We start from the raw sequence: 13698 nt of genomic DNA on the forward strand, positions 1-13698 counted from the left end.
GCCGCGATCGCCGGGAGTCTGCGGGCCGCCGTGGCGAACGTGCCGTGCGGCTGCTCGCGCGTGCCCTCCGAACGCGGGAAGAACTCGTACCAGGACCCGTACAACGCCCGCTCCCGCTCCACCAGCAGCGGCAGCGGCTCGCTGCTGGTGACCAGATCCCGCAGCGGATGCCGCGCCAGAACCTCCTCCACCTCCGGCGTCAACGCCCCCGCGAACCGGTCCGCGGTGGGCAGCGAGTCGTCGCGCAGGGTCTTCGCCGCCGCGAGCAGCACACCGCGGCCGGCCTCCTTCGGCACGCCGGCCGCTGCCCGCTCGTACAGTTCCGCGCCCTCTTCCAGGACCAGGCCCGGATCGATGCCCGCCGGGATCTTTATGCCCGCCGTGCGGCGCCAGGTGGCCACCGGATCGCTCCAGGCCTCCACCCGGTAGGACCAGCGGCCGACGGCGTCCGCGGTGACCTCGGCGCCCCAGCGGTCGCTGCCGGGGGCCAGCTCGCGCATCGGCGTCCACGGGCCGGGCCGGCCCTCGGGGTCCTTCAGGACGACCTGGGCGGCCACCGTGTCGTGCCCCTCCCGGAACACGGTGGCGGTGACCCGGAACGTCTCACCCACGACCGCCTTCGCCGGCCGGTTGCCGCCCTCCACGGCCGGGCGGACGTCCCTCACCGGGATACGGCCGATGGCCCGGGTCCTCGTCATGGTCCTCACCTCCACCGTGCTCGAAAGCCGGGCCGCGCGGGCCCGGTTCAGGGACTGGATGTGTGGGAAGGCGTCACCTTCCCGCTGTGGATCTCCGCTCGGAAGCGGGGGATCTGCGCTCCGCCGCCGGCGGTCTTCGTCTGACCGCCGCGGCCGGGCGGGGCCGTTCGGCCGGTTCCTGCGCACAGGCGACGTGCTGCTCCTGCAGGCAGGTGATCTGCTGTTCCTGCAGATAGGTGACGTGGTTGGTGCGCAGGTACCGTTCGGCCGCGTCCGCGGCCTCCCGCGCGCAGCGCTTGCCCATCAGCACGCAGAGCGTGTAGCCGGAGTCCTCGAAGGTGGTCCGCACCGTGCGGTCGTTCGGTGCCGCGAGCATCACGCGTTCCCAGGCCCGGTAACGCCGCAACTGCCGGGCGACTTCGGCTTTGGCGGGTAGCAGCATGACGCCGATCACCTTTCGGGCTCGAGGGGCACGGTCTCCCGACGGTCGGACGGCGGCCGTGCGCACAGCGGCACGGACCCGTAACGGCGATCGAGTTCTTCACACATGGTGCACGTGGGGCGACACAGCGTCTTGTTGGAGCTTCAACCAGTGGGGTCTCTGCTGGGCCGTCCGGACCTGCCTCTGCCCGCTCACTTGTGCACTCCTCCGCCTCAACCGTGCGCTCGTGTTGCACGAACGGGCTAGCACCCTCAGGCTGAGGGTGACTCAGAAGCGATAGGCGCTCACGTTCCGTGTTCGGGGCTCGTCCCGCAGGACCGCGGGAACGAGAAGGAGCTGAGCTTCGCGGTGAGGAGCCGACCGATGAAGACCGCAGTGCCCTGCTACTACCACCTCGACGTGGAAGTCAGCCCGGAACGGGTGGGACAGGTCAGCCGCATTCTGGCCGCTCACCTGAAGTTCTGGGACCTGGACAACCTGGTCCAGCCCGTCTGCGGCGGTGCCGAGATGCTGCTCAAGGCCATCGACGAGCACGCCACGGACAAGAACACGTCGATCGAGATGTGGTGGAACCGGCAGCACCTGATCACCGCCATCGGGGACAACGACCGCGCCCTGCGCCCGGACCAGGAGCTGCGAGGCTGCCTGGAGCACCTCGCGGCCATGAGCGACGGCTGGGGCTGCTGCGCGACCGAGACCGGCAGCAAGGTCATCTGGTTCTCGCAGCGCGCCCGCGCCGGCGAACGGGTCCCGCTGGTCCCGACCGCGCCCGCGCCGCGGGAGAGCGAGGGCCTCGACGTGCCCCGAGAGGTGCCGGTCACGCAGCTGGCCGCCTCGGCCGTCACCCCGGACGAGGTCCTGGAGGACGCCCGGTGACCCGCCCGCAGACCCGGAAAGGGGCGCCCGCATGGAGCGGGCGCCCCTACCCGCTGGGGGCGGACTTCGACGGGGAGGGCACCAACTTTGCCCTCTTCAGCGAGGTCGCCGAACGTGTCGAGCTGGTCCTCGTCGACGACGACGGCACCCACACCCGCGTGCCGCTGACCGAGGTCGACGGCTTCGTCTGGCACGGCTATCTCCACGGCGTCGGCCCCGGCCAGCGCTACGGCTACCGGGTGCACGGGCCGTGGGCCCCGGCCGCCGGGCATCGCTGCAACCCGGCGAAACTGCTGCTCGACCCGTACGCCCGTGCGGTGGAGGGGCAGGTCGACAACCACCCCTCGCTCTACGAACGCAACCCGGACGGCCCCGACCCCGCCGACAGCGCCGGGCACACCATGCTCGGCGTGGTGACCGACCCGGCCTTCGACTGGGGCGACGACGCCCGGCCCTGCCGGCCCTACGCCGACACGGTGATCTACGAGGCACACGTCAAGGGCATGACCCGCACCCATCCCGAGGTGCCCAGGGAGCTGCGGGGCACCTACGCCGGGCTGGCGCACCCCGCGGTCGTCGAGCATCTGACCTCCCTCGGCGTCACGGCCGTGGAGCTCATGCCGGTCCACCAGTTCGTCCACGACGGGGTGCTGCACGACCGGGGCCTGGCCAACTACTGGGGCTACAACACCATCGGCTTCTTCGCGCCCCACAACGGCTACGCCGCCCACGACACCCGCGGGGGGCAGGTCGCCGAGTTCAAGCAGATGGTGAAGACCCTGCACGCGGCGGGACTCGAAGTGATACTCGACGTGGTCTACAACCACACCGCCGAGGGCAACGAGAGGGGCCCCACCCTCTCCTTCCGCGGGATCGACAACTCCTCGTACTACCGCCTGGTCGACGGCGACTGGGAGCACTACTACGACACCACCGGCACCGGCAACAGCCTGCTGATGCGGCACCCCTACGTCCTCCAGCTGATCATGGACTCGCTGCGGTACTGGGTGACCGAGATGCACGTCGACGGCTTCCGTTTCGACCTCGCGGCGACACTCGCCCGGCAGTTCCACGAGGTGGACCGGCTGTCGGCGTTCTTCGACCTCATCCAGCAGGACCCGGTGATCAGCCGCGTCAAGCTCATCGCCGAGCCGTGGGACGTCGGCGAGGGCGGCTACCAGGTGGGCAACTTCCCACCGCTGTGGTCGGAGTGGAACGGCATGTACCGCGACGCGGTCCGTGACTTCTGGCGCGGCGAGGACCACACGCTCGGCGAACTCGCCTCCCGGCTCACGGGCTCCTCCGACCTGTACCAGCACAGCAGGCGCCGGCCCCGGGCCAGCGTCAACTTCGTCACCGCCCACGACGGCTTCACCCTCCGCGACCTCGTCTCGTACAACGACAAGCACAACGAGGACAACGGCGAGGGCAACCAGGACGGCGAGAGCACCAACCGGTCCTGGAACTGCGGCGCCGAGGGCGAGAGCCGCGACCCTGCGGTGCTGGAGCTGCGCACCCGCCAGCAGCGCAACTTCCTCGCCACGCTGCTGCTGTCCCAGGGCATCCCGATGCTCTCCCACGGCGACGAACTCGGGCGCACCCAGGGCGGCAACAACAACGCCTACTGCCAGGACAACGACATCTCCTGGATCGACTGGCGGCTCACCGAGGAGCAGCGCGACCTGCTGGAGTTCACCCGGTACGTCATCCGGCTGCGCACCGGGCACCCCGTGCTGCGCCGGCGCCGCTTCTTCCTCGGCGAGACCCTGACCCGGGCGGACCAGCCGCTGCCCGACCTGGTGTGGCTGGCGCCGGACGCCCGCGAGATGACCGACGACGACTGGCAGCGCGGCGACGCGCACTCCGTCGGCGTGTTCCTCAACGGCGACGCCATCGCCGAACCCGACCCGTGGGGCCGCCCGGTCGTCGACGACTCGTTCCTGCTGCTCCTCAACAGCCACTGGGAGCCGGTCGGCTTCCGCCTGCCGGACGCCTCCTACGGTGAACGCTGGACGGCACTCATCGACACGGCCGACCCGGAGGGCACGCCCGACGAGTCGGAGTACAAGGCGGGCGCGGGTCTGACCGTCGGGGCCCGCAGCCTGGTCCTGCTGTCCCGGCCGTCACGGGCGTCCCGCGAGAAGGAGTAGGCGGGTCAGCGGTCGCGGCGCGAGGAGTAGGCGGGTCAGTGGTCGCGGCGCGAGGAGTAGGCGGGTCAGTGGTCGCGGCGCGCGGTCACGGTGAACTGCGCGCCGTCGTGGTCCCGCAGCACCGCCTCACCGTTGCCCTTGGACAGCACACTGCCGCCGTGGAGTTCCGCGGCACGGGCGCAGGCATCCACGTCGTCGACGGAGAAGTGGACCTGCCAGTGCGGGCGGATCTCGGGGTCGGGGGCCGCCTCCAGGGCGCCCGACTCGATCCGTGCCACCACGTCCCCGCGACTGCGCAGTACGACCTCGCCGCCCTCGTAGTGGACCTCGCAGCAGCCGGGGCGCTGGGAGGCCCAGTCGAGGACCTCGCCGTAGAAGATCGCCGCGTCGAAGGCGTCACGGGTGTGGAGCGTGATGAAGGCCGGCTGGGCGTTGCGCCAGGTCTCCCAGTCGGTGAAGAGGTCTCCCTCCCAGATGCCGAAGGTCGCCCCGTCCCGGTCGGCCAGCAGCGCCGCCCGGCCCGGCGGCAGCGAGATCGGCCCGACGGCGACCGTGCCCATGCGCTCCTGCACCCGCGCGGCCGCGTCGTCCGCGCTGCGCACCGCGAAGTACGGCGTCCACGCCACCGCCATCTGCCACATGGCGGCCACCCCCGCGATCCCGGCCACCGGCGAGCCGTCCGCCAGCGCGATCCGGAACCGGTCGCCCAGCTTGGCGGGCCGCCACTGCCAGCCCAGCACGGCCCCGTAGAACTCCTCGGTCGCCTTGACGTCCCGGCTGGTCAGACTCACCCAGCAGGGCGCGCCGAACACGGAGTGTGATGAGACGACGTCCTTCGTGCCGGAGGAGGTGGGCATGTCGTGGTTCATGGCAGTCGCGTCCTGATCTCGTCGGCCTGGCAGCCACCGGAGGAATGACACCAGTGTCCAACCGGAACCGCTGTGGGCGCCTGCCGAGTACCCCGGCGGGGGCGCCGAAACGGCGTCCGGCCTGGTCCGCCCCGGTGGCACCGGGCGGCCCGAGTGACGACGATGGAGGGGTCGGACACTGCGTTCGTGTACTCAAGCACCCGGTGGGACGTTGGGTACAGCGGCGCACCGGACCCGGAGGTGACCATGTCCACGGACGGGGGCTCGGACCGGATCTTCGCCTTGCAGGAAGAGGTCCAGCAGCTGAAGGAGGCGGTCGTCTCCCACGCGGTCGTGGACCAGGCGATCGGGATGGTCGTGGTGCTCGGCCGGATCTCCCCCGACCAGGGGTGGGCGGTGCTGAAGGAGGTCTCCCAGCACACCAACATCAAGCTGCGCAGCGTCGCGGAGCTGATCCTCGTCTGGGGGCGGACGGGCGTGATGCCCGAGGAGATCCGGTCCGCACTGGAGGACGCCCTCGACCGGGCCGGGCCGACGCAGATCCCCGGATCGCCGCCGGAGGCGTGACCCCCGGCGGCAGCCGGAACCGCACCTCGTTTCAGTGGGTCTCCGCCATCAGTTCCTCACGCAGATGGGTGAAGCAGCTGCTGAGCAGCCGTGAGACGTGCATCTGCGAGATGCCGAGCTGCTCGGCGATCCGGCTCTGCGTCATGCCCTTGAAGAACCGCAGATAGAGGATGATCCGCTCGCGCTCCGGCAGCGCCTCCAGACAGGGCCTGACGGCCACCCGGTCGACGACGGTGTCGAAGGCCGGGTCGGGCCCGCCGATCGCGTCCCCGAGGGCGTAGCCGTCGGTCCCGGGCATCTCCGCCTCAAGCGACAGCGCGGAGAAGCACTCCAGAGCCTCCATTCCGGTGCGCACCTCGCCCTCGGTGAGCTGGGCGTACTCGGCGATCTCGGCGATCGTGGGGGAGCGGCCCGGGGTGGTCTGCGACAGTTCCTTCGCGGCGTGCCGGACCCGGTTGCGCAGGTCCTGGACCCGGCGTGGCACGTGCAGCGTCCACATGTGGTCACGGAAGTGGCGCTTGATCTCGCCGGTGACCGTCGGCACCGCGTACGCCTCGAAGGCGTTGCCGCGGGCCGGGTCGTAGTGGTCGACCGCCTTCACGAGGCCGAGAGCCGCCACCTGGTACAGATCCTCCAGGACCTCGCCACGGCCCCGGAAGCGGACGGCGATCCGCTCGGCCATGGGCAGCCAGGCCTCGACCAGCTCGTCGCGCAGGGCCTTGCGTTCGGGCCCCTCGGGCAGTCGCGCGAGCCGCGCGAACGCCGCGGCGGTGTCGGGTGCGTCGTCGTGAGGGTGCGGGCGGGTGCTGCCGGCGATACGCATGGTGCGCACCTCCCTGAGCAGGTGCTGAATGGACAGACACCGTGGGAGGTGCGGACTCGGGCCTCACGGAGAGCACCGGGGCACGGCCGGCCGGCTCCCACGGACGTGCCTCCTGTCCGAAGCACTTCCCTGCCCATCCCCGGGCAGGGACATACCGAAACAATTAAGACGATACGGCAATCGGGGGTCGCAGGCGCCCCCAGTTGGCCGCCGATCGGATCCGCTGCCGCTCCCGGAGCCTTCCTTGACCTCCTCGGCCTCCTTGACCTCTCTTGACCTACCTTGACCTCTGCTTGGACCGATTAGCTCTGCTACAGATCTAATCTCGGCGGCATGGAGCCGGAGACCTTCCCCGAAGAACTGGCCGACGCACTGGTCGGTGTCCAGCGCCTGATCCGGCGGCGCCTGCGCAGGCAGACGCCCGACCCGCGGCTGCGCGGCGCCGAGGTTGAGCTGTTGCGTCTGGTCGTGGCGCGGCCCGGCGTCGGCATCTCCGACGCGGCCAGGGAGCTGGGTCTGGCGGCCAACTCGGTGTCCACCCTCGTCAACCAGCTGGCGGAGGCGGGCCACCTGGTCCGCGAGACCGACCCGGCCGACCGGCGGGCCGCCCGGCTGCTGCCCACCCCGGCCGCCGAGACGCGGCTGCGCGACTGGCGCCGGCGCCGGGCCGAACTCGTACGCCGCCACGTGGCGCGCCTCGACGAGCCGGACCGCCGCGCGCTGCGGGCGGCGGTCCCGGCCCTGCGCAAGCTGGCCGACACCCTGCACGAGGAGGCCGAGGAATCATGACGCGGGACACCGCCCCGCCCGGGGCCGACGCCGTCGCCTGCACCGGGCTCAGCTACGCCTTCGGCGACCACAACGCCGTGGACGAACTCGACCTCACCGTCCGGCAGGGCGAGGTCTTCGGACTGCTCGGGCCCAACGGCGCGGGCAAGACCACCGCCATACGCTGCATCACCACTCTGCTGCCCGTGCCCGCCGGCATGGTCGGCGTCTTCGGTCACGACGCCGCCGGGGACCGCATGGCCGTACGCCGCCTGCTCGGCTACGTCCCGCAGCAACTGTCCGCGGACGCCGGACTCACCGGGCGGGAGAACGTAGCCCTGTTCGCCCGGGTCTTCGACGTGCCCCGCGCGGAACGCGCCGCGCGGGTCACTCAGGCCCTGGCCGCGGTCGGCCTCGCCGACGCCGCCGACCGGCTGGCCGCCACGTACTCCGGCGGCATGGTCCGCCGGCTCGAACTCGCCCAGGCGCTGGTCAGCGCCCCCCGGCTGCTGATCCTCGACGAGCCGACCATCGGCCTCGACCCGATCGCCCGCACCGGCGTGTGGGAGCACATCGGCGCCGTCCGCCAAGCCACCGGCATGACCGTGCTCGTGACCACCCACTACATGGACGAGGCCGACCAGTACTGCGACCGGGTCGCCCTGATGCACCGCGGCCGGATCCGGGCCCTCGGCACCCCGGCTGAGCTCAGGACAGGACTCGGCGCCCGGCGCAGCGCCGCGGGCGCGGCCCACCACGCGCCGCCCACGCTGGAGGACGTCTTCCGGGACGTGGCCGGCAGCGGTCTCGACGACGAGGCAGGAGATTTCCGCGATGTCCGAAGCACCCGCCGCACCGCGCGCCGTGTCGGCTGACCCCGCCCGTGGCCACGGCATCGACCTGCTGCTGAAACCCCCGCCGCCCCGGGCCGGCTGGCGGCTGCTGCCCGCCCGCGTAGGCGCGATGTGCGCGGTCGAACTGCAGAAGTTGCGCCACGACCGCACCGAGCTCTACACCCGCGCGATCCAGCCGGCTCTCTGGCTGCTGATCTTCGGTCAGACCTTCACCCGCATCAAGGCGATCCCCACCGGCGTCATACCGTACGTCGACTACCTGGCGCCCGGCATCATCGCCCAGTCCGCGATGTTCATCGCCATCTTCTACGGCATCCAGATCATCTGGGAACGCGACGCCGGTGTCCTCAACAAGCTCCTCGTCACCCCGACCCCACGGTCGGCGCTGATCACCGGCAAGGCGTTCGCGGCCGGGGTGAAGTCGCTCGTCCAGGCCGTCGTCGTGCTTCTCATCGCCGCCCTGCTCGGCGTGGCCCTGACCTGGAACCCGCTCAAGCTGCTCGCCGTCGCGGCGATCGTCGTCCTCGGCTCGGCCTTCTTCTCCTGCCTGTCCATGACCATCGCCGGCGTCGTCCTCAGCCGCGACCGCCTGATGGGGATCGGGCAGGCGATCACGATGCCGCTGTTCTTCGGCTCCAACGCCCTGTACCCGGTGTCCGTGATGCCGGGCTGGCTGCAGAGCGTCAGCAAGGCCAACCCGCTCAGCTACGAGGTGGACGCCCTGCGCGGACTCCTCCTCGGCACACCCCACCATCTGGCGTCCGACTTCGCGGTGCTGTTCATCGCCGCCGCGCTCGGCGTCACCGCAGCCTCGGCCCTGCTGGGCCGCCTGGCCCGTTGATCTTCACTCGTGGAAGTGATGTGCGGCACGCCGGAGCAAGCGCTTTCTCCGTTTGGTTCCGGATAACCGCTGGGCAGGGCTTGATCACCGATCAAAAAGGATGAACTGCCTGGCCACAGCGCATTCTGCTCATTTGACAGTGCGCTGAGACCACAGATAGGAAGCAGCTTCCAGAGGTCGAGAGGTGCAGCGTGTACGAGCCGAACGTGGTCGGGGACTGGCAGGAGTACGACGAGCATGCCGGTCTGCGCGTCCGCGTCCACCGTCTGGAACTGGCCGAGCCGCCCCGCGGCCGCGACGACGCCGCCGAGGGGCTGACGTACTTCTGCCTCCGGGTGACGGTCGAGAACCGCGGCAGCCGCCATCTCGGCGTTCACCTGGAGGACGGCCAGATCGACGTGCGGCTCGGCCCGGACGGGGAGAGCGCCTTCATCGACTGGCGCAACTCGCAGTTCATCGAGGGCTTCGACGTCTACCCGCTGCGCCGCGCCACCGCCGTGTTGTACGCGGCCGGCGCCGAGGCTTCCCTGAGTCTCGTCGACGTCCAGGTGCAGTTGCGCGTCGAGGAGGAGTGGACCGACCGCCGCCTGTGGGCGGGCGGTATCGGGGCGCACGAGGGCGCTGCCGGGGCCCAGCAGGGTCCGGTACGGGACAGCCTGGCGCACCAGGTGAGCGTCTTCCTGCGGGATCAGGCGGAGGAAGGCACCGCCTGATCCCGTGTCAGGGCGCCCGCGCGGATCAGTGCGGGATGCCGTCGATGATCCCGCGGGCGCCCTGGCGCAGCAGGGTCACGGCGACCGAGGTGCCGAGCGTGGCGGGGTCGAGCCGGCCCGCCCACTCGTGGGCGTTGAGCCGGGTCTTGCCGTCCGGGGTGAACACACAGGCCCGCAGGGACAGTTCGCCACTGCGGTCCACGTGCGCGAACCCGGCGATGGGGCTGTTGCAGTGCCCCTGCAGCACATGCAGGAACATGCGCTCGGCGGTGGTCTCCCGGTAGGTGTCCGGGTCACCGAGACCGCTCACCGCGTCGATCAGCGCGGCGTCTGTCTCGCGGCACTGCAGCGCCAGCACGCCCGCTCCGATGGGCGGCATCATCGTCTCGGTCGAGAGGACCTCGCTGATCACGTCCTCGCGGCCGATGCGCTCCAGGCCGGAAACGGCGAGCAGCAGGGCGTCCGCCTCGCCGGCGGCCAGCTTCGCCAGCCGCTTGTTGGCGTTGCCGCGGAACGGCACGCACTCCAGGTGGGGGTGTGTGGCGGCCAGTTGCGCGACGCGGCGCACCGAGGAGGTGCCGATCCGCGTACCGGCCGGCAGCTCGTCGAGGGTGAGCCCGCCCGGGTGGATCAGGGCGTCGCGGATGTCGTCCCGCTTGAGGAACGCGGCGAACACCGTGCCCGCCGGGAGCGGCCGGTCGGCGGGCACGTCCTTCACGCAGTGCACGGCGAGGTCGGCCTCGCCGGCCAGCAGCGCCGCGTCGACCTCCTTGGTGAACGCGCCCTTGCCCTCGACCTGGGACAGATCGCCCATCCACTTGTCGCCGGTGGTCTTCACCGGCACGACCTCGGTGCGCACTTCGGGATGGGCGGCGGCCAACTCGGCCCTGACACGCTCCACTTGGGCGAGCGCCATGGGGGAGTCGCGGGAGACGATGCGAATCAGTTCGGGGACGGACATGCGGACACGATAGACCCTTCGGCGGGGGCGTTCGCCCGGGACGTCCTCCGACCGCCGGGCATCGGGCGTCAGTTCGGGAGGAGCGGTTCGCTCACTCCCACCGCCCGCAGCGTCTCGGCGAGGGCCCGCTCGTCTCCGACGTCGAGGGCGGTGTCGGTGAGCTGCACGACGTGCCCGTCACTGTGCGCGAGGGCCATTTCAGCACCGCCTGCGCGGCGCACCGGGCGCGGGGACAGCCGCGACGGGCTCGGCGGTGGCGTACATGGCGGGGACGTCCGCGGACGCGGGCGGACGGGTGGGATGAAACAGGGTCCGGCCTGGGGCCTGGGCCCTGAGGCCGGCTCGGTCGGCCGTCGGACATCCGCCGAAGCATCGCGTCTGTCGCCCGACCGCGGTGCCCGACAGGGGGCTTTCCTGTGCTCACCTCGGGGCAGAACGCAGCAGCCGACGGGCACGGCGCGGCCCGGGGAGGCCCGGGGAGGTCCGGGGAGGCCACGAGGGGCCAATCCTTGCCGTCGGGACCGCCCGGCCGCTCCGCATCGAGTTCCGGCCGCGCCTACCGCACGCGGCCGGACCCGACGGCGTCAGGCATACGGGTCGAAGGGGATGCCGGAGGGCTTGGCCGACGCGAGGTGGTTGGCGAAGTTGGCGTCCTTCAGGCCGAAGTTGGCGCTGCCGAAGTTGAACGACGTGAGCTTGTCGCGCACCCCGGCCGGGTAGCCGTTCCAGCCGACCAGCGCCGGGTACTGCCAGGTGCGCTTGTGGTTCTCCGGCGGTTCGTCGTTCGCGTTGGCGGCGCGGAAGCAGTGTGTGCGGACGCCGTCCTTGTGGTAGACGATCTTCGCGTGCGTGCCGTCGAAGCGGACCGCGGACGCAGCGTGCACGGTGAACCCGCCGTGACTGGACGCCGACACGTACTTGACCTGGTTGTCCTGTACGAACACCGCGACGTGCTCGAAGTCGTGCCGGTGGCCTCCGATGCCACTGCCGGCCACGGCCTGGTCCTTCTCGAAGTAGAGCGCGTACAGGATGGCGCACCAGCCGTTGTTGCACTTGGAGCGCGCGTAGCCGTTGGTGTTGTCCAGGTCCGAGGCGTCCCGGCAGTTGCCGTTCAGGGCCCCGGTCGGGTTGAGGCCGCCGTTCACGGCGCCGTCCGGGCCGATCGCGGGCGTGGAGTAGCAGCCGTCGGTGTCGTAGTCGTAGGCGGGCTGGTAGGTCTTCTCCAGCGCGTCCGCGTTGGCGGGCAGCGCCGACGGTGGGGCGGCGAAGGCCGTGGCGGGGAAGGCCAGGACGAGGGCGGCGGCACCGGCCGCTCCGGTGAGCCATCTCCTGCGGTGGGCGAACGGGCGTGACGACACTGCGTCCTCCTTGGTCCGGGCGCAGCCCAACGGCTGTGGGGGAAAGGGAGGTTCAGCTTCCAGGTTGAACGCGTCCATGCCAAGACCGGCGGAGGGTGAGAAGCGTGAATCGGAGCCCAATACTTGGGGCCGCACGTCGTTTCAGACCATGTCGTCCGGGATGTCGGCCGCGGCCTCCTCGGGCGTGAGGTCGGGCCGGAGCCGCAGCCAGGACGGCTGCCGCAGCAACCCCTCCCGGGTGCGGGTGCTGTAGCGGACCTCGCCGACCAGGCGGGGCACGACCCAGTGCGCGCCCGGAGCGCGCGGGGCGGGGTCGAAGGGGCAGACATCACTCGCGGCGGCCCCCAGCAGCGCGGCCAGTTCGGTGCGTTCGGCCTCGCTCCAGCCGGTGCCCACGCTGCCGACGTAACGCAGCCGTCCCGCCGCGCGCTGCCCCACCAGCACCGCGCCGGGCAGGCCGGTGAGCCGCCCCTTGCCCGGCTGCCAGCCGCCGACCAGGACGTCCTCGGTGCGCATGTTGCGAATCTTGATCCAGGCCCGGGAGCGCACCCCTGGTTCGTACACCGAGTCGAGCCGCTTGCAGACCAGCCCCTCCAGGCCGTGTTCCTGCGTGGCGCGCAGGGCCTCGGCGCCGTGGCCGACGAGTGCGCGGGGGGTCGACCAGGAGGGTCCGGTGAGGCCGAGGTCCTCCAGTGCCGCGCGGCGCCGTGCGTAGGGGAGCCGCAGCAGGGAGCGGTTCCGCAGGTGCATCAGATCGAACAGCACGAGATGGACCGGGACCTGCGCCGCACGCCGGGCGGCCCTGGCGGGGGCGTGGGCCAGGCCCATCCGGGACTGCAGCAACTGGAAGCTGGCACGGCCCTGGGCGTCCAAGGCCATGATCTCGCCGTCCAGTACGGCGGGTGCGGCGCCGAGGGCGGTGCCCAGCGGCCGCAGTTCGGGGTAGGCGGCCGTGATGTCGACACCGGAGCGGGCGCGCAGCAGCACACTGCCGTCCCCGGGCAGGTAGACCACCACGCGCTGGCCGTCCTGCTTGGTCTCGTAGGCCCAGCGCGCGTCCTGCGCGGCCGAGGGCAGGGTGCCTGACGTGGCGAGCATGGGCGGGATCAGCGGCAGGTCCACGGGTGAGGTGTCGACGAACCGGCGGGCCGCCACGCGTGTCGTGCGGCTGTTTCCCCTGAACGGGGTGAACCGCTCGACGAACGGGCTGAACCGCTCGATTTAGTTGAGTTACGCAACGAGATGGTGCCGTGGCGCTCATGCCCACGCCTCCGCCCCCCGACACCCCCTCCCCGGAAGTGGCCGAGATCGAGCGTGCGCTCACCCGCATCAGCTACCTGAGCACGCGCTCCCGCCGGCACGAACGGCTGATGGCCCTGGCGGGCGTGCCGCTGGACCGTGCCGCTGTCGCACTGCTGCGGCAGATCGCCGACTCCGAGCCGCAGCGGCCGGGGGAGCTCGCCGCCCGGCTGGGAGTGGAGGCCTCGCACGTCACCCGCACGGTGCAGCAGTTGCAGAAGTCCGGGTACGTCACCCGCGTCCCCGACCCGGACGACCGCCGCGCCCAGCGCATCGACCTCACCGCCGCCGGAGGCGAGGCCATCGCCAAGGTCCGCGAGGCCGGCGTCCGCGGCATGCAGACGGCCCTCTCGGCCTGGTCCCCCGAGGAGCTGCGCCGGCTCGCGACGCTCTTCCACCGCATGGTCGACGCCTTCCTCGCCCACTCCGTCGACGAGGAAGGCGACCCCCGATCGGCCCCGGCCGGCACCGCCTGACCC

Annotated in this window: 16 protein-coding genes; 8 read left to right on the forward strand and 8 right to left on the reverse strand. The window is 71.5% G+C overall.

Annotated elements, in window-relative coordinates; all coding sequences use genetic code 11:
• Together C1J00_RS24930 and C1J00_RS24935 are read right to left on the reverse strand one after the other, a co-directional pair.
• Positions 1-698, reverse strand: a 698-nt coding sequence (locus tag C1J00_RS24930; RefSeq protein ID WP_146046252.1) for a maltotransferase domain-containing protein, incomplete at its 3' end; no start/stop codon positions are given.
• Positions 699-771: 73 nt separating this feature from the next.
• The gene (locus tag C1J00_RS24935; RefSeq protein WP_102911295.1) at positions 772-1140 is read right to left on the reverse strand and encodes a DUF5133 domain-containing protein; all 369 of its coding nucleotides are present in this window, start codon (positions 1138-1140) and stop codon (positions 772-774) included.
• Positions 1141-1503: 363 nt separating this feature from the next.
• On the opposite strand from C1J00_RS24935, the gene C1J00_RS24940 reads away from it, so the two are divergent.
• On the forward strand, positions 1504-2016 hold the full coding sequence (locus tag C1J00_RS24940) for a pep a2 (RefSeq protein WP_102911284.1): 513 nt from the start codon (positions 1504-1506) through the stop codon (positions 2014-2016).
• Positions 2013-4166, forward strand: a complete 2154-nt coding sequence (glgX, locus tag C1J00_RS24945) for a glycogen debranching protein GlgX (protein ID WP_102911285.1) — start codon at positions 2013-2015, stop codon at positions 4164-4166. The genes C1J00_RS24940 and glgX overlap by 4 nt, the downstream gene beginning before the upstream one ends.
• A gap of 65 nt (positions 4167-4231) precedes the next feature.
• Here the strand turns inward: glgX and C1J00_RS24950 are convergent, their stop codons facing one another.
• Positions 4232-5035, reverse strand: a complete 804-nt coding sequence (locus tag C1J00_RS24950; protein WP_102911286.1) for a VOC family protein — start codon at positions 5033-5035, stop codon at positions 4232-4234.
• A 246-nt stretch (positions 5036-5281) separates the two neighbouring features.
• On the opposite strand from C1J00_RS24950, the gene C1J00_RS24955 reads away from it, so the two are divergent.
• Positions 5282-5602 carry an ANTAR domain-containing protein gene (locus tag C1J00_RS24955; RefSeq protein WP_180989682.1) on the forward strand — a complete coding sequence of 107 codons (321 nt, stop codon included), beginning with the start codon at positions 5282-5284 and terminating at the stop codon, positions 5600-5602.
• A gap of 31 nt (positions 5603-5633) precedes the next feature.
• Here C1J00_RS24955 and C1J00_RS24960 read toward each other — a convergent pair whose 3' ends face one another.
• Positions 5634-6425, reverse strand: a complete 792-nt coding sequence (locus C1J00_RS24960) for an RNA polymerase sigma factor SigF (RefSeq protein ID WP_102911288.1) — start codon at positions 6423-6425, stop codon at positions 5634-5636.
• Positions 6426-6758: 333 nt separating this feature from the next.
• On the opposite strand from C1J00_RS24960, the gene C1J00_RS24965 reads away from it, so the two are divergent.
• The 4 genes from C1J00_RS24965 (at position 6759) to C1J00_RS24980 (ending at position 9601) form a co-directional block, all read left to right on the forward strand.
• Positions 6759-7214 (forward strand): MarR family winged helix-turn-helix transcriptional regulator, encoded by a 456-nt coding sequence (locus C1J00_RS24965; RefSeq protein ID WP_102911289.1) that lies wholly within the window; start codon positions 6759-6761, stop codon positions 7212-7214.
• Positions 7211-8068: an ABC transporter ATP-binding protein gene (locus tag C1J00_RS24970; protein WP_102911290.1), complete on the forward strand. Its 858-nt coding sequence runs from the start codon at positions 7211-7213 to the stop codon at positions 8066-8068. Before C1J00_RS24965 ends, C1J00_RS24970 begins: the two co-directional genes overlap by 4 nt.
• Positions 8028-8888 carry an ABC transporter permease gene (locus C1J00_RS24975; protein ID WP_102911291.1) on the forward strand — a complete coding sequence of 287 codons (861 nt, stop codon included), beginning with the start codon at positions 8028-8030 and terminating at the stop codon, positions 8886-8888. Before C1J00_RS24970 ends, C1J00_RS24975 begins: the two co-directional genes overlap by 41 nt.
• Before the next feature lie 191 nt (positions 8889-9079).
• A complete protein-coding gene (locus tag C1J00_RS24980) occupies positions 9080-9601 on the forward strand; it encodes a hypothetical protein (RefSeq protein WP_102911292.1) in 522 nt (173 codons plus the stop codon).
• A 25-nt stretch (positions 9602-9626) separates the two neighbouring features.
• Here C1J00_RS24980 and hemC read toward each other — a convergent pair whose 3' ends face one another.
• From hemC to ligD, 4 genes are all read right to left on the reverse strand, one after another.
• On the reverse strand, positions 9627-10562 hold the full coding sequence (hemC, locus tag C1J00_RS24985; protein WP_102911293.1) for a hydroxymethylbilane synthase: 936 nt from the start codon (positions 10560-10562) through the stop codon (positions 9627-9629).
• A 68-nt stretch (positions 10563-10630) separates the two neighbouring features.
• Entirely contained in the window at positions 10631-10759 is a 129-nt protein-coding gene (locus C1J00_RS47690) for a hypothetical protein (protein WP_281262770.1), read from the reverse strand.
• Positions 10760-11146: 387 nt separating this feature from the next.
• On the reverse strand, positions 11147-11920 hold the full coding sequence (locus C1J00_RS24990; protein WP_180989683.1) for an NPP1 family protein: 774 nt from the start codon (positions 11918-11920) through the stop codon (positions 11147-11149).
• 141 nt (positions 11921-12061) lie between these two features.
• Positions 12062-13042: a non-homologous end-joining DNA ligase gene (ligD, locus tag C1J00_RS24995; protein ID WP_102911296.1), complete on the reverse strand. Its 981-nt coding sequence runs from the start codon at positions 13040-13042 to the stop codon at positions 12062-12064.
• Positions 13043-13179: 137 nt separating this feature from the next.
• Between ligD and C1J00_RS25000 the strand changes: the two genes are divergently transcribed.
• Positions 13180-13695 (forward strand): MarR family winged helix-turn-helix transcriptional regulator, encoded by a 516-nt coding sequence (locus C1J00_RS25000; RefSeq protein ID WP_102911297.1) that lies wholly within the window; start codon positions 13180-13182, stop codon positions 13693-13695.
• The last annotated feature ends 3 nt before the right edge of the window (positions 13696-13698 follow it).

This window comes from Streptomyces cahuitamycinicus (genome assembly GCF_002891435.1).
Taxonomy (GTDB): Bacteria; Actinomycetota; Actinomycetes; order Streptomycetales; family Streptomycetaceae; genus Streptomyces; species Streptomyces cahuitamycinicus.

Excerpts from the sequence above, each read along its gene's own strand:
- C1J00_RS24970 (WP_102911290.1), top strand. The coding sequence starts at position 7,211 with ATGACGCGGGACACCGCCCCGCCCGGGGCCGACGCCGTCGCCTGCACC.
- C1J00_RS24950 (WP_102911286.1), bottom strand. The coding sequence starts at position 5,035 with ATGAACCACGACATGCCCACCTCCTCCGGCACGAAGGACGTCGTCTCA.
- C1J00_RS24955 (WP_180989682.1), top strand. The coding sequence starts at position 5,282 with ATGTCCACGGACGGGGGCTCGGACCGGATCTTCGCCTTGCAGGAAGAG.
- C1J00_RS47690 (WP_281262770.1), bottom strand. The coding sequence starts at position 10,759 with ATGGCCCTCGCGCACAGTGACGGGCACGTCGTGCAGCTCACCGACACC.
- C1J00_RS24960 (WP_102911288.1), bottom strand. The coding sequence starts at position 6,425 with ATGCGTATCGCCGGCAGCACCCGCCCGCACCCTCACGACGACGCACCC.
- C1J00_RS24935 (WP_102911295.1), bottom strand. The coding sequence starts at position 1,140 with ATGCTGCTACCCGCCAAAGCCGAAGTCGCCCGGCAGTTGCGGCGTTAC.
- C1J00_RS24965 (WP_102911289.1), top strand. The coding sequence starts at position 6,759 with ATGGAGCCGGAGACCTTCCCCGAAGAACTGGCCGACGCACTGGTCGGT.
- C1J00_RS24975 (WP_102911291.1), top strand. The coding sequence starts at position 8,028 with ATGTCCGAAGCACCCGCCGCACCGCGCGCCGTGTCGGCTGACCCCGCC.
- hemC (WP_102911293.1), bottom strand. The coding sequence starts at position 10,562 with ATGTCCGTCCCCGAACTGATTCGCATCGTCTCCCGCGACTCCCCCATG.
- C1J00_RS25000 (WP_102911297.1), top strand. The coding sequence starts at position 13,180 with ATGCCCACGCCTCCGCCCCCCGACACCCCCTCCCCGGAAGTGGCCGAG.
- C1J00_RS24940 (WP_102911284.1), top strand. The coding sequence starts at position 1,504 with ATGAAGACCGCAGTGCCCTGCTACTACCACCTCGACGTGGAAGTCAGC.